The sequence below is a fragment of the Streptomyces angustmyceticus genome (assembly GCF_019933235.1).
Taxonomy (GTDB): Bacteria; Actinomycetota; Actinomycetes; order Streptomycetales; family Streptomycetaceae; genus Streptomyces; species Streptomyces angustmyceticus.
On sequence record NZ_CP082945.1, the window covers coordinates 7336034 to 7355246 of the forward strand.

Annotated in this window: 20 protein-coding genes and 1 pseudogene; 3 read left to right on the forward strand and 18 right to left on the reverse strand. The window is 72.0% G+C overall.

All coding sequences use genetic code 11. From position 1 onward, the window contains the following. Positions 1-69 precede the first annotated feature (69 nt). Positions 70-2034 (forward strand): APC family permease, encoded by a 1965-nt coding sequence (locus K7396_RS32755; RefSeq protein ID WP_086717975.1) that lies wholly within the window; start codon positions 70-72, stop codon positions 2032-2034. A gap of 44 nt (positions 2035-2078) precedes the next feature. Here the strand turns inward: K7396_RS32755 and K7396_RS32760 are convergent, their stop codons facing one another. The 5 genes from K7396_RS32760 to K7396_RS32780 all read right to left on the reverse strand — a co-directional run bounded on the left by K7396_RS32760 (position 2079) and on the right by K7396_RS32780 (position 7467). Beyond that, positions 2079-2954, reverse strand: coding sequence for a geranyl diphosphate 2-C-methyltransferase (locus K7396_RS32760; protein ID WP_086717973.1), 876 nt, complete (start codon positions 2952-2954; stop codon positions 2079-2081). 32 nt (positions 2955-2986) lie between these two features. After that, positions 2987-4045, reverse strand: a complete 1059-nt coding sequence (locus K7396_RS32765) for a family 2 encapsulin nanocompartment cargo protein terpene cyclase (RefSeq protein WP_086717970.1) — start codon at positions 4043-4045, stop codon at positions 2987-2989. An 18-nt stretch (positions 4046-4063) separates the two neighbouring features. After that, complete coding sequence (locus K7396_RS32770; protein ID WP_086717968.1) at positions 4064-5506, reverse strand: family 2B encapsulin nanocompartment shell protein; 1443 nt, start codon at positions 5504-5506, stop codon at positions 4064-4066. Between the two features lie 261 nt (positions 5507-5767). Further along, entirely contained in the window at positions 5768-6616 is an 849-nt protein-coding gene (locus K7396_RS32775; RefSeq protein ID WP_086717966.1) for a (2Fe-2S)-binding protein, read from the reverse strand. Beyond that, a complete protein-coding gene (locus K7396_RS32780; protein ID WP_174886894.1) occupies positions 6613-7467 on the reverse strand; it encodes a LysR family transcriptional regulator in 855 nt (284 codons plus the stop codon). Before K7396_RS32780 ends, K7396_RS32775 begins: the two co-directional genes overlap by 4 nt. Positions 7468-7537: 70 nt before the next feature. Here K7396_RS32780 and K7396_RS32785 point away from each other — a divergent pair. Next, positions 7538-8428, forward strand: a pseudogene (locus tag K7396_RS32785) (EamA family transporter); the annotation flags it as partial. A 295-nt stretch (positions 8429-8723) separates the two neighbouring features. Next, positions 8724-9869, forward strand: coding sequence for a CapA family protein (locus K7396_RS32790; RefSeq protein ID WP_086717962.1), 1146 nt, complete (start codon positions 8724-8726; stop codon positions 9867-9869). On the opposite strand, the gene K7396_RS32795 is transcribed toward K7396_RS32790, so the two are convergent. The 13 genes from K7396_RS32795 to K7396_RS32855 form a co-directional block, all read right to left on the reverse strand. Then, on the reverse strand, positions 9842-10498 hold the full coding sequence (locus K7396_RS32795; RefSeq protein WP_086717960.1) for a class I SAM-dependent methyltransferase: 657 nt from the start codon (positions 10496-10498) through the stop codon (positions 9842-9844). The two genes, K7396_RS32790 and K7396_RS32795, sit on opposite strands and share 28 nt — an antisense overlap. Before the next feature lie 145 nt (positions 10499-10643). Continuing rightward, positions 10644-12344 carry a cholesterol oxidase substrate-binding domain-containing protein gene (locus K7396_RS32800; RefSeq protein ID WP_086717958.1) on the reverse strand — a complete coding sequence of 567 codons (1701 nt, stop codon included), beginning with the start codon at positions 12342-12344 and terminating at the stop codon, positions 10644-10646. A gap of 208 nt (positions 12345-12552) precedes the next feature. Then, positions 12553-12723: a hydrophobic protein gene (locus K7396_RS32805; protein WP_086717956.1), complete on the reverse strand. Its 171-nt coding sequence runs from the start codon at positions 12721-12723 to the stop codon at positions 12553-12555. A gap of 304 nt (positions 12724-13027) precedes the next feature. Further along, a complete protein-coding gene (locus K7396_RS32810) occupies positions 13028-13486 on the reverse strand; it encodes a gas vesicle protein K (RefSeq protein WP_223660279.1) in 459 nt (152 codons plus the stop codon). Positions 13487-13569: 83 nt separating this feature from the next. Further along, the gene (locus K7396_RS32815) at positions 13570-13812 is read right to left on the reverse strand and encodes a gas vesicle protein (protein WP_086717954.1); all 243 of its coding nucleotides are present in this window, start codon (positions 13810-13812) and stop codon (positions 13570-13572) included. After that, positions 13809-14669, reverse strand: a complete 861-nt coding sequence (locus K7396_RS32820; protein WP_086717952.1) for a GvpL/GvpF family gas vesicle protein — start codon at positions 14667-14669, stop codon at positions 13809-13811. Before K7396_RS32820 ends, K7396_RS32815 begins: the two co-directional genes overlap by 4 nt. After that, positions 14666-15097, reverse strand: coding sequence for a gas vesicle protein (gene gvpJ / locus K7396_RS32825; RefSeq protein ID WP_086717950.1), 432 nt, complete (start codon positions 15095-15097; stop codon positions 14666-14668). The genes K7396_RS32820 and gvpJ overlap by 4 nt, the downstream gene beginning before the upstream one ends. A 30-nt stretch (positions 15098-15127) precedes the next feature. Then, positions 15128-16315 carry an SRPBCC family protein gene (locus tag K7396_RS32830; RefSeq protein ID WP_086717948.1) on the reverse strand — a complete coding sequence of 396 codons (1188 nt, stop codon included), beginning with the start codon at positions 16313-16315 and terminating at the stop codon, positions 15128-15130. Next, positions 16308-17006: a hypothetical protein gene (locus K7396_RS32835; RefSeq protein WP_174886892.1), complete on the reverse strand. Its 699-nt coding sequence runs from the start codon at positions 17004-17006 to the stop codon at positions 16308-16310. Before K7396_RS32835 ends, K7396_RS32830 begins: the two co-directional genes overlap by 8 nt. 27 nt (positions 17007-17033) lie before the next feature. Further along, positions 17034-17291 carry a gas vesicle protein GvpG gene (locus K7396_RS32840; RefSeq protein WP_086717946.1) on the reverse strand — a complete coding sequence of 86 codons (258 nt, stop codon included), beginning with the start codon at positions 17289-17291 and terminating at the stop codon, positions 17034-17036. Between the two features lie 20 nt (positions 17292-17311). Continuing rightward, the gene (locus tag K7396_RS32845) at positions 17312-18025 is read right to left on the reverse strand and encodes a GvpL/GvpF family gas vesicle protein (RefSeq protein WP_086717945.1); all 714 of its coding nucleotides are present in this window, start codon (positions 18023-18025) and stop codon (positions 17312-17314) included. 3 nt (positions 18026-18028) lie between these two features. Then, complete coding sequence (locus tag K7396_RS32850) at positions 18029-18472, reverse strand: gas vesicle structural protein GvpA (RefSeq protein ID WP_086717943.1); 444 nt, start codon at positions 18470-18472, stop codon at positions 18029-18031. Positions 18473-18551: 79 nt separating this feature from the next. Next, positions 18552-18860: a gas vesicle protein GvpO gene (locus tag K7396_RS32855; RefSeq protein WP_086717941.1), complete on the reverse strand. Its 309-nt coding sequence runs from the start codon at positions 18858-18860 to the stop codon at positions 18552-18554. Positions 18861-19213 lie beyond the last annotated feature (353 nt).

Here is a 19213-nt window from a genome sequence, read left to right on the forward strand (position 1 = left end):
CCGCACTCCGTACGCTGACGTGCGTCTCGTCGATGGCCGGACGCTTTCGCGGTACGACAGGAGCACACCATGGCCGCCACCGCCGGCTCTCCTCCCGGGGCCGCAGCACGGCATCGCCTGCGCGCATGGATGCTGGAGGGCCTGGCCGACATGGCCAGGAACCACCCCGGTCCGCACGCGGGGCCGCAGAGCGCCCACCGCGGACAGCGGTGGTGGCGGGTGATGTGCCTGACCGGAGTCGACTACTTCTCCACCCTCGGCTACCAGCCGGGCATCGCGGCGCTGGCCGCGGGCGCGCTGTCGCCGATCGCCACCCTCGTCCTGGTCCTGGTGACGCTGGCCGGCGCGCTGCCCGTCTACCGGCGGGTGGCCAGGGAGAGCCCGCACGGGCAGGGCTCCATCGCCATGCTGGAGCGGTTGTTGTCCTTCTGGCAGGGCAAGTTGTTCGTGCTGACGCTGCTGGGGTTCGCCGCCACCGACTTCCTCATCACCATCACCCTGTCCGCGGCCGACGCCGCCACCCACCTGGTGGAGAACCCGCACCTCACCGGTGCCCTCCACAACAGCCAGCTGGTCATCACGCTGATCCTGGTCGCGCTGCTGGGCGCGGTGTTCCTCAAGGGCTTCCTGGAGGCGATCGGGGTGGCGATCGTCCTGGTGGGTCTCTACCTGGCGCTCAACGTGGTCGTGGTCGCGGCCGGAATGTGGCACGTGGCCACCGCGCCGCATGTCGTCGCCGACTGGTCCCACGCGCTGACCACCGAGCACGGCAGCGCCCTGGCGATGATCGGCGTGGCCCTCCTGGTCTTCCCGAAGCTCGCGCTGGGCCTGTCCGGATTCGAGACCGGCGTGGCCGTCATGCCCCATATCGAGGGCGACCCCGGCGACACCGAGGAACGCCCCACCGGCCGGATCCGGGGCGCGAAGAAGCTGCTCACCACCGCCGCCGTGATCATGAGCGTCTTCCTCATCATCACCAGCTTCATCACGACCCTGCTCATCCCCGCGGAAGCGTTCCGGCCCGGCGGACCGGCCAACGGGCGCGCCCTGGCCTACCTGGCCCATATCTACCTGGGCTCCGCCTTCGGCACGGTCTACGACATCTCCACCATCACCATCCTCTGGTTCGCCGGCGCCTCCGCGATGGCCGGACTGCTGAACCTGATGCCGCAGTACCTGCCGCGCTACGGGATGGCGCCCCACTGGGCGCGGGCGGTCCGCCCGATGGTGCTGGTCTTCACCCTGGTCGCCTTCCTCGTGACCTGGCTCTTCGACGCCGATGTGGACGCCCAGGGCGGCGCCTACGCCACCGGTGTCCTGGTCCTGATCAGCTCCGCCGCGATCGCGGTGACCATCACCGCGCGGCGGGCCCGCGAGCACGGCTGGACCGTCGGCTTCGCCGTGATCTCCGTGGTGTTCCTCTACACGACCGTGGCGAACGTGGTCGAGCGCCCCGACGGGGTGAAGATCGGTGCCTGCTTCATCGCCGGGATCATCCTGCTGTCGTTCCTCTCCCGCCTCGCCCGTGCCTTCGAGCTGCGGGTGACCAGCGTCGTGCTCGACGAGAAGGCCGAGCGGTTCGTCCGCGACGCCGCCCACCGCACGATCCGCTTCATCGCCAACGAGCCCGACCAGCGCGACGTGGCGGAGTACCGCGACAAACTCCAGCAGATCCGCACCGACAACGACCTCCCGCCCGACGACGACCTCATCTTCGTCGAGGTCACCGTCGGCGACCCGTCCGAGTTCGAGAGCGAACTACGGGTGCGCGGCGAGGTCATGCACGGCCGCTTCCGGGTGCTCGCCCTCGACAGCTCCACCGTCTCCAACGCGCTGGCCGCGCTGCTGCTGCACGTACGGGACGCCACCGGGGAGCGCCCGCACATCTACTTCGAGTGGACCGAGGGCAACCCCTTCGCCCAGTTCCTGCGCTTCTTCCTCTTCGGACAGGGCGAAGTCGCCCCCGTCACCCGTGAGGTGCTGCGCGAGGCCGAACCCGACCGGGACCGCCGCCCCCGCGTCCACGTCGGCTGAACGAGCCCGGCCGTGGCGTGTGCGGGGGCGGCGGTCATGGCGGATCAGACCCGGTCGGCGGCGATCAGCAGGTACTGGAAGCTGCCGTTGCGGTAGGCGTTCAAGAACGTCTCCTCGATGCCCGTGACCAGGTGGTCGGCCTGCCGGCGCAGTTCCCAGTACGGCAGTGCGGCCTCGGTCAGGTCCTGGACGTGCACGGGGACGAGCCGGTTGCGGGCCATGGCGCTGAAGTACGCCGAACGGGGGTGGATGTCGCAGATGTAGTGCGCGTTGATCAGGGACACCTCGCGGGAGGCGCGTCCGTAGGCGTCGTTGTAGCAGCCGGTGATGGTGACGTAGCGGCCGCCGCGGCGCAGCAGCCGCGCGTGCTCCGCGAACAGCAGGTCCAGTTCGACGTACATGGTCGACTCGTTGTTCCACGACGCCGCGTAGGCACCGGCGGTGAAACCGGTGTCGAGCATGTTGCGGTGGTGGTAGCGGACCTTGTCGTCGATGCCGCGCTTGCGGGCCTGTTCGTTGGCGAAGTCGGCCTGCTTGGCGGAGATCGTGGCCCCGTCGGTGTGGCAGCCGTGGCGCAGATGCGCCACCACGCTGCCGCCGCCGCGTCCGCAGCCGGCGTCGAAGACCCGGTCGGTGGGGGAGAGGTCGCCCAGATGCGAGGCGAGCAGCTCGGCCTGGGCGTGTTCGAGACGGTGCAGTTCGCCGGTGACCCGCTCGCGGCGGCGGTCGGCGTCGGGCTCCTCCAGCACCGAGAAGTCGGCGTCCCCGATGCCGTAATGGTGGTGGTAGAGGTCGTCGATCTTACCGAGTTCGAGGTTGACCGGGTTCTCCTCGGCGTTCCAGTAGTCCGCGACGCGGGACTGGTACGTGGACTGGGTCGGCACCGGCGTGCGGGCGGTGTCGGCGTGCGCGATGGTCAACGGTGACTCCTTGCGATGGTGCGTGGATCGGTCTACCAGTAGTCGGGCAGCTGGTAGCGGTCGGTGTTGGTGGCGTGCCACTCGTGGTTGCCGGAGACCCAGTCGGACAGGCCCCGGACGTACCTCCCCAGCAGCGGCGAGAGGGCGGACAGCGGAGCCGACTCCGTCTCGAACGCCTCCATGATCTGGTTGTGGATCCCGACGCTCTTCAGGTAGGCGGCCTTCAGCCCCCGTTTGTCGTGGGCGGCCACCACCTGCGGCAGGTTCAGATGGGTCGGGTCGCTCGCCAGCTCCTTGGTGAAGGAGTACAGGTCGTTGACGAGGGTCGTGGCGTTGCAGGCCAGCGCCGTCACCCGCTGGACCTCCGGCCGGGCGTAGAGCGCTTCGGGCAGTTCGTAGCCGTCCACGGCGTCGACGATCGACAGGCAGGGGCGGAAGTTGTTGAACTGCCGCATCACCAGGTACTCCCACACCTGCGGGACGTGCCGGGTCTCCGCCCAGGACGCCTCGGCCAGATAGCCGAGGTGCAGCCGGGCGATGTCATGGACGAACCGGTCCGTCTGGCTGGGGGTGGCGAGGGCCGCGTAGTCCTTCAGGGCCCAGTGGTACGAGCGCAGCGGCCCGTCGGCCTGGACGCCCCGGCGCCACTCCTCCTCCAGTCCGGGGGTGCCGTGGAACGGGTCGAGGGCCGACTGGGCGATGACCAGCCGGCCGCCCAGGCCGCTCCGTGCGGCGCCGCGGCCCTCGTCCTCCTCGCAGTAGCAGCTGTCGACGATGTTCTCGGCCAGCAGCAACTTGCCCGCGACGGTGAGGCGTTCGAGATCGGCGGCGCCGGGATGCTGCAGGACGACGGCCCGGCCGACCTGGAACTGTGCGAAGTCCCCGGACCACCGCGCGGGGAAGAGGTCCAGCCCGCGGGCCCAGGTCTCCAGCCTGCGGTCGATCTCCGCGGCCTTCTCCGGGTCGGCGGGGGCGGCGGGCCGGTACCGCAGCCCGGGAACGGCCCCGCCGCGTCGGGCCCGCAGGGAGCGGACGAGGCTGGGCGGGCCGGGCAGCGCGTGCCCGGCGTCGGTGTGGGACGGCGTGCTCATGGTGCGTACTCCACCCGGTCAGTCGGCGCTCCGGCCGAGCTGGACGTTCTCCAGGACTCCGACGGCGTCGGGCACGAGGATGGCCATCGAGTAGTAGGCGGTGACCAGGTATTTGATGATGGCGGCCGAGTCGATGCCCATGAAGCGGACGTTCAGACCGGGCTGGAACTCCTCGGGGATGCCGGTCTGGTAGAGGCCGACGACTCCCTGGTCCGCCTCGCCGGTGCGCAGCGCGAGAATGCTGCTGGTGTGCGTGTCGCTGACCGGGATCTTGCCGCAGGGGAAGATCGGGACGCCGCGCCAGGCGGGGACCTCGTGCCCGTCGACGTTCGCCGTGCCCGGCACCAGGCCGCGCTTGTTGCACTGCCGGAAGAAGGCGGCGATCGCCTTCGGATGGGCCAGGAACAGCCGCGTCTTGCGGCGCATGGACAACAGCTCGTCCATGTCGTCGGGGGTGGGCGGGCCGGTGTAGGTGCTGATGCGCTGGCCGTAGTCGGCGTTGTGCAGCAGCCCGAACTCCCGGTTGTTGACCAGCTCCCACTCCTGGCGCTCGCGGATCTCCTCGACGGTGAGCCGGAGTTGCTGCTGCGTCTGGTCCATGGGCTCGTTGTAGAGATCGGCGACCCGGCTGTGCACCCGGAGCACGGTCTGGGTCAGGGAGAGCTCGTACTCCCGCGGGGCGAGGTCGTAGTCGACGAAGCCGCCGGACAGCGTCGGCTCGCCGGTGTGCCCGGCCTGTACCGGAACCTCCGCCTCGCCCTTGCGGTTCATGGGGCGCTGCTGCTGTTCCGCGTACGCCGCGAAGTGCGCGGCCAGGGACGGCACCCGGTCGGTGAACTCCTGGATCACGTCCCAGGGCAGCGCCATCACCACGCCGGCCGTTTCGGCCCGGACCGAGCTCCGCCACCTCGGGTCGGACCGGCCGACCGCCTCGTCCCCCATCTGGTCGCCGTCCGTGACGACGCCGATGACCTCCTCGTCGCCGTACTTGCCGACCGTGTAGCGGGCGAACCGGCCGTGCACGACGAGGTACGCCTCGGTGGCGGGCTGTCCTGCCTCGAAGAGGACCTGGCCGGCCCGGACCTCCCGGACGCGGAAGCGGCCGGCGAGCTCCTTGAGCACCTCCATGTCGTCGTAACCGCGCAGCACCGGCAGCTCGGTGAGCGTCTGCGGGATCACCCTGATGTCGTCCGCGCCGTTCTGCTCGAACTGGACCCGGCCCCGGCCGACCCGGAGCTGCAGCCGCCTGTTGACCCGGTAGGTGCCGCCCTTGACGTCCACCCACGGCAGCATCTTCACCAGCCACCGCGAGGTGATGGCCTGCATCTGGGGCTCGGACTTGGTGGTGGTCGCCAGTTGGCGTGCGGCCCGGGTACTGAGGCTGGTGAGCGCGCTGTCCCCGGGTGGTTCGAGAGCGGGCTCTTCGGCAGCGGAAGCGGTGACGCTGTCCGGTACGGACACATTCCCTCCCGGGACGTGAACAGAAGTGAGCAAAGCGGCTGGTGGTGAACAAAGTGGCCTGCGGCACCAAGCCAAACAGAACGGAGATCACGTGGGTACGGCGTGAAAGGGGGCGGCCTCGCACTCAGAGGGCACAAACCGCGGAAGGACGCGCACGGTGCATGACCGTGCAACCACGCGCCCGCCGGCCGCTGCATGATCCGGAGAAATCCGGGTCGTTACCGCCGGCGGCGTCCCCGGGAGAGTGACGGCAGGCGCCGGCTACGGCCGTACCAGGACACAGTCGCCGCAGGTGGCACCCGCGTCGTCCGGAGCGGCCCGGTAGATCAAGCAGCAACTCCGGCGCTGAAAGCGGCTGTTGGGCGAGCCCGTGACGTCGTCCAGGGTGTGGGCGTCCCGGAGCCGCGGGTGGTGCAGGAACAGCAGGGCCGCGGTGCGTGCGGGCCGCGCCAGCGCCGGTGCCGCGGACGCGATGCCCGCGGCCGCGCCGTGCACGGCCGAGGCCACATTGCCCCACAGGACGCGCCGGGACACCGAGAACGCCGCGACGGCGTCGGTCAGTTCACGGACCGGGCCGTCCAGCAGCTCCTCCGCGGCACGGGCGCCTTCGGTGTCGGCCGCGGCACCGTCTTGGGCAGGGGCCGCGGTGCGGGCCCCGTCGTCGTTTCCGGCTCCGGCTCCGGCTCCGGATCCGTGGCGGCTGGGGCGCGCGGCGACCCCCGTCACCGTCTCCCGGGGCAGCGACAGGGCGAAGGCGCCGCCGAGGCCGGAGTGCCACCGCAGGTCGTCCAGGGTGGGCGGCTGCGGCGGCGGGCCGTACAGAGCGGTCAGGCCGAGCACCGGAGAGAGGACCCGCGCCACCAGGCCCAGATGCGCGACCGACGCCGCCACGCGCAGTTCGACGGCCTCGGCCGGTCTGCCGCCGCGCGCGGCGAGCGAGGCGCGGACCGCGGCGACCCGCTCCCGCAGGACGCCGCTCTCCTCCCGCGCCACCTCGCGCAACGTCCGCCAGGGGGCGGCCGGTTGGGTGCCTGCGGCGTGCGTCTCGAAGGCGAAGAAGGGGCCGAGCACCGCCACCTGTTCCCGCCGTGCGGCGGTGGGGTCCGTCATGGCCTGCCCGTCCGGTAGAGGTCGGTCAGCAGGGCGACGGCGGCGTGGGTCGCCGGATGCGGGTCGTGGCGCCGCCAGATGAGGTGGACCGCGACGGGCGTGGCATCGCGCAGCCGCCGGAAGACGATGCCGTCGCGCCGGTACTGGTTGGCGGTGCTCTCGGGGGTGATGCCGACCCTGCGGCCGGTCGCGATCAGGGTGAGCCAGTCATCGATGTCCTGGGTGTACTCGACGCTCGGACGGGCCGATTCGGGCCAGAGGTCGGCGGTGGTGGTGCCGGTGCGCCGGTCGATGAGGAGCGTGCGGTCGCGGATGTCGGCCAGGGCGATGGCCCGGCGGGTGGCCCAGGGATCGTCGGCGGCCATGGCGCAGTAGCGGCGTTCCTGGCCGACGACGGCGCTGGCGAAGCGCGCGTCGTCGAAGGCGGTGCGGACCACGGCGAGGTCGCACAGGCCCTCCGCCAGGCCGCCGGTCGCGGAGTTGGTGCGGATCAGATGCAGTTCGACGTCGGGGTGCCGGGCGGCCCAGCGCCGCTGGTACTCGGCGGTGTGCCGGCCCATGGCCGACCAGGCGTGCCCGATCCGCAGCCGGGTGTGACCGGTGGTGGCCTCGCGGACGAGGTTGTCGGCCTCGGCGAGCACCTTCCGGGCGCGCGCCAGCACCTGGACGCCGGCGGTGGTCGGGATGACGTTCCTGCTCGTACGGTGCAACAGCCGTACGCCCAGGGCCTCTTCGAGCGAGACGAGCGTGCGGGACACCGCGGCCTGGGAGACGCCGAGCTCGATGGCGGCGTCGGTGAAGCCCCCGGCGTCGACGATCGCCACCAGGCAGCGCAGATGTCGTAGTTCCATGTCCCGATCCATAACCGCAGCGCATCGACGAGTACGTGCATGCATTTTACGTATGGATCTCTCCGGGCCGATGCTGCGGTGCATGACACGGAGCAGTCACGGCACGGGGTACCCCGCGGCCGCACGCGGGGAGAAGGCGGCGCGCGCGGGCCGCGCGGCGGGTGTGGCGATGATGTTCGGCAGCGGGCTCTCCAACCAGGCCGGCGCCGCCACCGGAGCACTGGCGTTTCCGGTGATCGGTCCGGCGGGCGTGGTGGCCGTGCGGCAGTGGGTGGCCGGGCTCGTCCTGCTGGCGGTGGGCCGGCCGCGGCTGCGCTCGTTCACCTGGCGGCAGTGGTGGCCGGTGCTGTGCCTGGCGGCGGTGTTCGCCACGATGAACCTGTCCCTCTACACCGCGATCGACCGCATCGGCCTGGGCCTGGCGGTGACCCTGGAGTTCCTCGGGCCGCTCGCCGTGGCCCTGGCGGCCTCCCGCCGCCTGGCGGACCTGCTGTGCGCCCTGGTCGCCGGGGCGGCGGTCGTCCTGCTGACCCGCCCGCAGGCGAGCACCGACTACACGGGCATCGCGCTGGGCCTGCTCGCCGCCGTGTGCTGGGCGTCCTACATCCTGCTCAACCGCCTCGTCGGCGCCCGGCTGCCGGGCGCCGAGGGCTCGGCAGCGGCGGCCGGTGTCTCCGCCCTGCTGTACGTCCCCGTCGGGCTCACCGTGCTCGCCCACCGGCCGCCGAGCGCGAGCGCCGTGGGGTACGCGGCGGTCGCGGGCATCCTCTCCTCGGCCGTCCCCTTCCTCGCCGATCTGCTCGCCCTGCGCCGGGTCCCCGCCCGCTTCTTCGGGATCTTCATGAGCGTCAACCCCGTCCTCGCGGCGCTGGTCGGCCTCGTCGTCCTGCACCAGACCCTGCAGGCCGTCGACTGGCTGGCCATCACCGTCATCGTGGCGGCCAACACCGTCAGCATCCTGGCCGCAGGCCCCCGCCCCACGGCCCCGCCCGTCGCCCGCGGCGGCCCGGCGCTCCCGGGCGCGGCCGTCGCCGGCTCCGGGACGGACCGCACGGTCACGACCGAGCCCGCCCCGGCGACCGCTCTCACCGCCGCGCACGCCCCGCGCAACGGACCGCTGCCGCCCCGCGAGACCCGCTGACCGGCGTACCCGCGCGCCACCTCCTCGGTCCGCCCCGCCTCGCCCCTGCTCCCCGTTTGCGCAGCTCAGAGGCGCGGCGGGGCAGGCCGTCGTCCACCGGACCTAACCTGGGGGAATGGGCGGTGACGTGCTCACCCTGTTCCTCTGCGGTGATGTCATGCTCGGCCGTGGCGTCGACCAGATCCTTCCCTGCCCCGGAGATCCGGTCCTGCGGGAGTGCTACGCCACCGACGCCCGGGACTATGTCGAGCTGGCGGAGACGGCGAACGGCCCGATTCCCCGCCCCGTCGACTTCTCCTGGCCCTGGGGGGAGGCGCTGGGGGTGCTGGACGACGCCGGGCCCGCCGCGCGGGTGCTCAATCTGGAAACCGGCGTCACCGGCGACGGCACCTTCGCCGGCACCAAGGACATCCACTACCGGATGAACCCGGCGAACCTGCCGTGCCTGACCGCCGCCCGCCCCGACGTCTGCGTCCTGGCCAACAACCACGTCCTGGACTTCGGCCGGCAAGGACTGGCGGACACCCTCGACGCCCTGGCGGGGGCCGGGCTGCGGACGGCGGGGGCGGGCGCGGACGCCGACGCGGCCGCCCGCCCGGCGACCGTCCCCCTGGCAGGCGGCCGCCGGCTGCTGGTGTTCGCCTGCGGGATGCCGTCCAGCGGCGTCCCCCCGTCCTGGGCGGCGACCCGGGAGCGCTCGGGGGTGGACTTCGTGGCCGGGCCGTCGGCTGCCGCCGCGAACGCGCTCGTCGACCGCGTGCGGGAGTGGCGGCGGCCGGGCGACATCGCGGTGGTCTCCGTCCACTGGGGTGCCAACTGGGGCTACCACGTCGCCCGCGCCGAGGCCGCCTTCGCGCACGCCCTGCTCGACGGCGGCGTGGACGTCGTCCACGGGCACTCCTCGCACCACCCCCGCGCCCTGGAGGCGTACCGGGGCAAGCTCGTGATCCACGGGTGCGGCGACTTCATCGATGACTACGAGGGCATCACCGGCTACGAGCAGTACCGGGACGACCTGCGGCTGCTCATCCTCGTCGTGCTGGAGCCGGACACCGGCGCGCTCCACGAGGTGCGGATCATCCCGCTGCAGGCCCGGCGCATGCGGCTGTGGCCCGCCTCGCCCGAGGACTCCCGGTGGCTGTGCGCGCTCCTGGACAAGATCGGCTCCGGCTTCCGGCCCTGCGCCCTCTCCGCCGTGGACGGCACGCTCACCCTGCGCCCCACCCGGGCCGCTCAGGGCCGGTGCCAGACCAGCGTGTAGCGCCAGAACAGCCGCCGGCGCAGCCGCGCACCGGGGAGGATCTCCCCGGCCGTCCGGGCGATCTCGTCGAAGGTCATCTCCGCCGGGCGGACGGGGGCCGTCATGGAGACGGGGCGGGGCGAGGGGCGGCCCTTGTTCTTCAGCCAGCCCGTCGCGGCGTTGGCCGGTATGGCGACGGTGCCGAGCAGGTGGTCCACGAGGGTGTGAGCGCGGCACAGGCCGACGACGATCAGGGTTCCTCCCGGCGCGAGATGGCGGCGGAAGCGGGTGAGCGCCTCCGTGCAGGGCAGGTGGTGGAGCGCGGCGACGCAGGTGATGACGTCGTAGGTGCCGGCGGGCAACCCGGCCGACGCGTCCGCGACGGTGTACGTCACGTCGAGCTCCGGCGGAGTCAGCCGCCGGGCCTGCGCGGTGATTCCCGCATCGGCGTCGACGCCGTGCACCGCGGTGGCCCGCCCGGCCAGGAGCCGTGCCAGGTCACCGCTGCCGGAGCCGATGTCCAGGGCGCGGTCGAAGCGTCCGGGCACCTGGCGCAGGATCCAGCGGTGGTAGTGGGCGTTGTGGTCCCAGGGGTAGGTGGCGTTGAACCGTTCGAGGGCGCGCAGGACGCGGGGCGGAAGGATCGTCATCCGCCCAGTCCACCAAGTCCCGGCGAGGCGCACACCCCGATTCGGCGGGAACGACCGGCCGCCGGGGCCGGCCGCCCCCCCCGGACCGCCGGGCGCGCGGTTCCGCCGTCCCGCGGCCCGAGGGAGCGCGTCGAACGCCGCGGGTTCAGGGCAGCAGCGTGTCGAGGAAGGTGTTGGAGAACACCCGCGCCGGATCGTAGGAGTTGAGGGTGTCGCGGGCGGTGCGCCAGTCCTCGAAGGCGGCCGGGACGGTGCCGCCCACCGTGGCGGGGTCCGTCCACGGCCCGCTGTCCGTATAGGCCCAGCCCTTGGACCATTCGGGACGGACGGCGGCGTACGAGCCGGTGTAGTGCTGCCAGATCCACTCCTCCAGCTCGCGGAAGAACGGCCCCGCGCCGGGCGTGCCGGGATAGGTCGCGAAGTCGAGCCACACCACGGTGTCCCACTCGGGGTGGTCCGCACGGGCCCGCGCCGGGGACAGCAGGGGGCCGTCGAGGGGGTCCGTACCGGTGATGCGCAGCTCGATCGGGCCGTTGACGGGGAAGGAGCCCCGGTTCTGATGCACCGTCAGCACGCTCTGGTAGCGGCTGTAGAAGTCCCCCACCACGCGCTGCACATTCGACCGGGAGGTCAGTACCGCCCACCCCGCCTCGACGATCCGCAGCGTCGTCGGCTCGACGTACAGCAGGCTGTTCTTCGACCAGCCCCAGACGTCCCAGGTGCCGGTGACGATCAGCCCGGATCCGACGATGGACATGGCGAGCTTGGTGAAGGCGGGCGTCTTGTCGCCCCCGCCCGCGGCGATCTGCCCCAGCAGCCCCGACATCTCCTCGGTGACGCGGTTGGCGAAGCTGTAGGCGTACGGGGAGTCGAGCTGCTTGGCGAGCAGCGGCTTGGTGGGCGCCAGGCTCCACACCTTCAGCCACGGCACATCGGTGAACGGGAACCAGATCGCCTCGACGCGTCCGGTGCGGTCCAGGTAGGAGCCGAGGGTGCGCCCGCCGGTACCGGGCGGGCCGAAGACGGTGCCCACGTTCACGTCGAACCAGTTCTGGCAGCGCAGCCGGGTGTTGGCGGCCGCCGTCATCGTCACCTCGGTGAGGAACGCGCGGCCCAGATGGACGAGGAAGGCGCGGATGTCGGGGTCGGAGCGGGTGAAGGTCTTGAGCACATAGCGGCCCTCGGCCGCGCTCCACACGACGGCGGTGAGGGAGGTGACCAGGGAGCTCAGCGTGCCGAACCCGGAGCCCGCGGACGGGTGCTCGGTGGCGGTGGGCAGGCCCGTGCCATGGCCGCCGATGGCCAGCACCCCGCCGATGGTGAGGTCGCCGGGCGCGGTGGTGGTGGCCAGGCCCAGTCCGGCCTCCTCCAGGCGGGCGAGGATGGTGTCGAGCGTCGCGCCCGTCTGCGCGGTGACGCTGCCCGGCCCGCCGCCGCGCACACTGACCGCGGTGAGGTGGGAGGTGGTGTCGACGATGACCGTGCGGTTGGTGTCGGCGCCGGCGGGCAGCACCAGCGGCGACCAGGTGTGGCCCTTGCCGCGGGCCCGTAGCCGGTAGCCGTGCTCATGGGCCCAGTTGGCGAGGGTGACCACGTCGTCGGGGGTGCGGGCCGAGGCCGTCCACACGCCTTCGATGACGATCTCCAACGACCAGTTGCGGAAGGCCTGTTGGGAGAGCGGGATGCCGGACGGAAAGTCGGGCGGCGGGGTGAGGGTGGCCGCGGCGCTGCCCGCGGGGATGCGGTGCGCGGGCTGCAGTCCCGCTGCTGCGGCGAGTCCCGCGGCGGCTCCGGTCAGCAGCGTGCGGCGGGTGAAGGATGCACTTCGAGCGCTGTCGTCGGACATGGTGTTGTCCCTCCGGCACGCGGCGCGCCGGCCCCGCTGCACCGCGCACAGGTCGTAGGGGTGGACCGTACGAGCGCCCCGGTGCGGTGGGGGTGTGCCGGAAGGGTAGGGTGACGGGCCGTCAGTTGCAATGCCCGGCGGGCAACACCGCTCCCCGGCGGGCCGCGGGGAGCGGTCCGCCGGGGAGATCGAGGGGTCGGGGGCCGGTCTACCAGCGATACCAGCGGCCACGCCGGCCGCCGGCGCCGGCCGACCGCATCAGGAAGCCGAGCAGCCAGAACGCCAGCACGACCACGGCGACGATCCACAGGGCCTTCAACGCGAAACCGGCGCCGAAGAGCAGCAGCGCGAGCAGCAGAACCAGAAGCAGCGGAACCATGTCCCTGCACCTCCGAATCGGTAGGACGGGAGAGCGCGCACGGAAGAAGCCATGGCGCCGATGACGAGATCACGAACGGGGGAGCGGCGGTCCGGTCTGTCCGGCTCCGGGCCGGGCATCGACAGGGCGGGGGATGCTCGGCGGCGGTGCGGACGGTGACCGGCTCTCCACAGTGGCCTGGGCACGCGCGCTGCGGATCGCCGCGGGGAGCGGCAGAGGACCCGGTGTGCTCTGCGGCTCTGTTATGCCGTGTTGCCGCTCAACCGGCCTTGAAACATGGGCGGGGAGGGGACCGCGGAGGCGTTCACGCGCCCTCGCCCGGCGGCAGCAGGGACCCCAGGGGGCCGAGATCGAGGTTCAGGTCGGCCATGGTGAGCCCGTACCGCTCGCAGAGTTCCGCCATCCGCTCCTGCAGCACCATGAGCGTCATGCCCACGCGCTCCTCCTGCTCCTCGCTCAGGTCGCCCTGGTCGACGCGGTGCAGCGCGGTGCGCTCCATGAGCTGTCGCAGCAGCTCCACGATCGTCAGCACCAGGCGGATGAGATCGCGCTCCACGGTCTCCGGGTCCGTCGCCAGCCGCTGCGCCATGCCGCTGCCCCTCCCCTGACCCCGGCCGCTGTCGTCGGGCCCGGCCGGCACCAGGTCGAACGCGCGGGCCGCCGCCTGGGCCACCTCGGCGAAGTCGGGGTGGGCGCGGCCGTCCTGACCGGCTCCGTCAGCCGTCACGGCGGGTTCCTCGTTCTTGCGGGGCATCTCGGACATCTCCTCGGGCGTCTCCTGGGGGCAAGGGCGGGGACGGGGCGTGCGGACCGGTTGCGGAGGCGCGGGGTGCGGGGCGAGCGCCCTCACCACGGCGCCGGGCTGTCGGGGGTGATCGAGCGGATCACCGCACGGAGATTGATATGGACCAGGTCCACATCGGCCACGGAGAGCACCACGTCCCCGGTGAGCACCGCCCCGCCGTTCAGCAACCGGTCCAGGAGGTCGATCAGCGCGATCTGCCGTCCGGCGAGCGACTCCTCCTCGGAGAGGTCCGCCGGGTACGGGGCCTGGCCGAAAGCGGCCGGCCGGGCGTCAGCGCCGCTCATGCACTCCCGCCTTCCACGGAGGGCGGCGTCGCGAAGGAGTACGGCGCCCAGGGGCCGGTGATCTCGACGTGTACGCCGGGGACGTCCCCGGCAGCTGCCGACACCGCCCGGCGGAAGTCCCGGAGGCGGTCCGCGGGGACCAGGTAGGACTCGTTGGCGATGTTCTCGCCCGGTCCGGAGGCCAGTTCCCCCTGCTGCGGCCGGTGGACGACGCGGTCCCGCGCCAGGGCGGCCGCCCGGCTCCGTACCTCCTCGGCGACCGCCCCCGCCGCGCGGTAGGCGTCGCGGTGCGTACGCCGCTGGGCGCGGCGCCGCTGGAGATAGGCCCGGCCGGGGCTGACCGGCGGCGCGGCGGGGTCCGGGGTGTCGGGCGGGGGAGGTCCGGCCGCGGCGCGCGGGTCCGCGTACACCTTCACTCCCATTTCGGCATGGCCTTCGAGCAGGGAGAGCAGTTCGTCGAACTCGGCGCCGCGCTCGTCCAGCATCGACCGCACCCGGTCGTCGTCCAGGTACACCGTGGCCAGGCGCATCGGCAGCACCGTGGCGCTGCCGACGGCGGCCTCGACGACCGCGTGGTGCGCCCGTGCGATCTCCGCCAGCTCCGTGAGGTTCCCCAGTTGCGCCTTCATCCCCTCCTCGCTGAAGGCGTCGGCCGGGACGGAGGAGACGAGTGCGGCCAGCGTGCCGGCGGTGACCGTCCGCAGGGCGCCGCCCCGGACTCCGGTGAGCCGCGCGGCCGCGCCTTCGAGGGCGGCCCCGGTCCGCCCGAGGGCGTAGACGTACGCGATGTGGGGCCCCTCCCCGGGCTCTGCCGGCGCTCCGGACCTCTCCCCGGTTTCCGTCGTGGGGTGGTTCACCGCTGCTCCTCCTCGCCGTCGGCCCGCTGTCCCTCCGAGCCCTGGCCGGGGCCGATGGCCGCGCGCAACTCGGCGAGTTCCGCGCGCAGTCGCCGGTTCTCCTCGGCCAGCGGATCACCGTCGACGGCCGTCCGGTGCCCGGCGGGGACCTGCTGCGGTGTGCGGGCCCGGGACGACAGCGAGGGGTCGTGCTCCCACCAGTCGATGCCCATCTCCTTGGCCTTGTCGACGGAGGCGACCAGCAGCCGCAGCTTGATGGTCAGCAGCTCGATGTCCAGCAGGTTGATCTGGATGTCGCCCGCGATGACGACGCCCTTGTCGAGCACGCGTTCCAGGATGTCGGCCAGGTTGGCGGAGGAAGCCCCCTGCCGGCCGTACGGGGACGGACCGGAGGAGGGCCCCATACGGCCGGCCAGTGAATCGGACATGATCAGCCTCGTCTGTGCGGTCGGGACGGGTCAGCGGGCGGCGACGGCACGGCGCCGTCGGGGTGCCTCCGGCTCGTCCTCGTCGTACGGCTCCGGCTCGTCCGGCAGCTCGTCGTCCTCGTCGAGCGGTTCCCCGTGGTCGTCGTCCTCGTCGACGGCCTCCAGGGAGTCGTCGTCCTCGTCGGCCGGCGCCGCGGCGTCGTCGTCCTCGGCCTCCGGCTCCGCCGCGAGGTCGTCCGGGTCGTCCAGATCTTCGTCCTCGTCCGCGAACTCCTCGTCCTCGACGTCGTCGTCCTCGGCGTCCGGACCCTCGTCGGCCTCGTCCTCGGGGTGCCCGGTGTCGTCGGGGCCGGACCCGGTGTCCTCCTCGTCGCGCTCCTCCTCGGCGACGGCGTCCTCGTGCGCGACCACGACCTCGCCGTCCTGGATCTCGCCGCGCCAGCCGTCGGTGGCCTCACCGCGCAGCATGATGAATTTGCGGTAGAGCTTGAGGTCCAGCCGGGCCCGCCGGCCCTGGGCACGCCAGATGTTGCCGGTCTTCTCGAAGAGGCCCTTGGGGAAGTACTCCAGAACCAGCAGCACCCGGGTCAGGTTGTCGGTGAGGCGGTGGAAGGTCACCACGCCCTTGACGGTGCCCTTCGCGCCCTCGGTGGTCCAGCTGATCCGCTCGTCGGGCACCTGCTCGGTGACGTTCGCGCGCCAACTGCGGGTGGACTTGGCGACCTTCACCTTCCAGTTGCTGCTGGTGTCGTCGGACTTGTCGACACTGACGACGCCCTTGGCGAAGGTGCTGAACTCCTGGAACTGCGTCCACTGGTCGTACGCCTCACGCACGGGCACGCCCACGTCGATGTCCTCGACGATCGCCACGCTCTTGGACTTGCCGCCACCGCCCTTGCGGCCCTTGCCGAACAGGCTCTTCACCTTGTCCTTGACGGTGTCCTTGAGATGGGAGGCGCCCGCGGCCAGTGCCGCCTGCTGCGGCGACCTGCCCTCGGAGAGGGCCTTGCCGCCCTTCGCCAGGCTGCTCACCAGCCCGCCGGGGCCCTGGCCGGGTTCGGCGAGCCTGCCGACGCTCTCGCCCAGTTTGTGGCCGAGGCTGGTGACCGCGTGCTCCGCGCGGGCCTGGAGGTAGCGCTGCAGCTCCTCCTTGAGCTGGTCGGCCGCCGGGCTGTTGGTCACCTCGTCCTTGATCTTGCCGAGGGTGGACTCAGGCACGGCGGCCTCCCTGGTCGGCGGCCGTGCGCGCCGCGCCGGACGCCTTGCCGGTGGCCTTACGGGCACCGGAGGCGGCCTTCCGGCCCGGGGCGGTGGAGGTGCGGCCGCGGGAGGACGCGGCCTTGCCGGACGCCTTGGCCGTGCTCGACGCCGTACGCCGTGCCGTGGCGGACCGGTCGCCGGCGGTCGACTTGGTGGCGGACGCCGACTTCGTGGCCTTCTTCGTGGCCGAGTCCGCCGAGGACTTGGCCGATGTCCTGCGGCGCGCGGCGGGCTTCTCGCGCTCCGCGTCCGGGGAGTCCGCCGCCTCGCCGTCCGCCGCCGCTTCGTCCCGCGGCTCGTCCTCGGGCTCCGCGTCCCGGTCGTCCGCCGCGCGCCCGGTGCCGCCCGTGCCGCCCTCGTCGAGCGCCAGGGTCCGCTCGTGCAGGGAGTCGGCGAGGCCGTTCATGCGCTGGGTGAGGGCGGCGCCGGCGGCCGACTTGGTGGCGTCGACCAGTTCCTTGCGCACCTGGTCGTTGAGGGGGGCGAGGACCGGCGAGTTGGCCACCAGGGTGCCCAGCTGTCTCGGGTCCAGGTTCAGTTTCTTGCCGGCCAGGAACAGGCCCAGGCCGATGGCCATCTTGGCTTTCTTGGTGCGCCCCAGGAGGTAGCCCCCTACCAGGGCCACCCCGATCTTGGCGTTGGTCATCATCGTGCGTACACCTCGTTCTCCCCGTGCTCAGGAGTTGGTACGTAGTCGTTGCTGGTGGGCCTCCAGCCACTCCAGCCGGTCCAACAGCTCGTCCTCGCGGGAGTCGAACTCCTCGGGACCGATGGTTCCGTCCAGCAACTGCTGTTCCAGCAGCGCCAGTTCCTCGCGGACCGGCGCCGGGTCGTAGTACTCGCGCTCCGCGGTGAGCAGCACCTGGTCCAGGACCCAGACCGTGCCCCGCACCGGTGCGACCGGCAGCGTCAGGAGCTGTGTGATGAGGCCCATGGCGGATCTCCGCTCGTGTGTCAGACGAAGCTGTACGGCGGCAGCGGGCCGTGCAGCCCGAACGTGTAGGTGTCACCGTGCTGTTCGGCCTCCGCGTGCACCGCCTCGGAGAACGCCGCGGCCTTCTCCCGCTCGACGAGGAACGACACGCTGAGGAAGTGCCGCTTCGTCGGTTCGGCGTCCGCGGTGCGGACCGCCAACGGGGCGAGCCGGTCCACGATGTCCGTACGGGCGCGGTCCTGCCGGGCCTGGACCTCCTGCGAGATCAGCTCGCCCAGGGCCACCTTGTCGTCGTACGCCTCCGGGTGCTGCCGGGTCCGCTCGTTGAGGCGTCGCACCTCCGCGGACTCCCGCACGACCTCCCGCAGCATGTCGTCCTCGTCGCGGGCGACCTTGAGGTGGTACTCACGGCAGCCGTCGACCTCTTCGAGGCGTTGGGCGTAGGTGTCGCGGTGTTCCTCCAGGGCGGAGACCACCTGCGCGTCGTCCGGCCCGATCAGCCCGAAGCGCATCGGGAGGGCGGCGCCGTCGGCGAGCAGGCGTTCCTGGACGCTCTGGTGGGCCGCCACATCGCGGCGCTTGGCCCGCAGCCCGTCCGGCGCGTCGCTGACCACCGCGCACAGCTCCTTGGTACGGACGGTGCGCAACGGGGACGCGGGGTCGCCGACGCCGGTGACGCCGGAGAGCTTCAGGGGGTGGTCGGCGCCGGTGATGGCGTAGAGGTAGGTCGCCATGGGTCAGTCCTCCCGGCGGCGGGTCGTGCGGCGGCTGCCGGATCCGGTGGATTTGCGTGCCGGGCGCTCCTCGGCCTCCTCCTCGGCGCCCTCCTTGCCCTTGCCCAGGGACTCGGTGAACGCCTCGACGGCGCCGGTCAGCGCGCCCTTCGACTTTCCTTTGGCGCCGCTCTCGGTCGCCTCACCGACCAGATCGGTGAGCTGGCTCGGCGCCTTGCGGCCCGACTCCAGGTCCAGCCGGTTGCACGCCTCGGCGAAGCGCAGATAGGTGTCCACGCTGGCGACGACGACACGTACGTCGATCTTGAGAATTTCGATGCCGACCAGGGAGACGCGCACAAAGGCGTCAATGACGAGTCCCCGGTCGAGAATCAGCTCCAGGACATCGTAGAGATTTCCCGAACCACTTCCACTGGATGATGTGTTGGATTGCTGAATGGCCGTCACGGTCGATCGTCCCTTCCACAATTCTGGAGCGGGTCATGGGGCCGGTGTCCTCTTCCGGCCGGGTGGCGCGAACAATCGATCATCTGTCGATCTGGCCGCGCCCATAGCGGCGCGTGCGCTCATAACCCGTGAGTTGGCCCTTTTCGTCGAGGTGGACCCGGTAGGAAGCCATCACGCTCGCGGTGTCCGGAACCCTCTCGATCTCCACCACTTCCACCTCCGCCAGCCAGCCGTCATCGGTGGCCCTGAGCGCCGTCACCGAGCCGGGCTCGCACTGGAGCATCTGGGCAAGTTGCCCCGAGGCGTGGCGCATTGCGATGGGGGCGGCGATCCGCTCCGGTCCGCCGTCGTGTGCTTCCTGGTGATCCGTTTTCTCCTCGGCCGCCATGATCCCGCCTGTCGTGCGTCGTAGGGTTTTGGGTCGCGGTACGGTGACTGTCCGCTGGCGATAGAGCCCGGGTGCCCCCGGCACTCGCACGTATGCGCAGCTACCTGCACGGGACGCAATTTCGCCCTACGGAAGGCGCTCTCCGACGATCAATTCGGCGCCGACTCGGCGTGCGCGCAAGGGAATTCCGATCATGGTGATGCGGAATTCAACGGCGCCTGCGCGGCTTTCGCGCGGTGCCTTGAGCCCGGGGGAAGGCCGTGCGGCAGGCCGAAAGAACCGTGCGGCGGGCCCGAAGATCGGGCCCGCCGCACGGGCGGGGAATCCGGAGGTTCCGCGGGAGGGATCCGGAC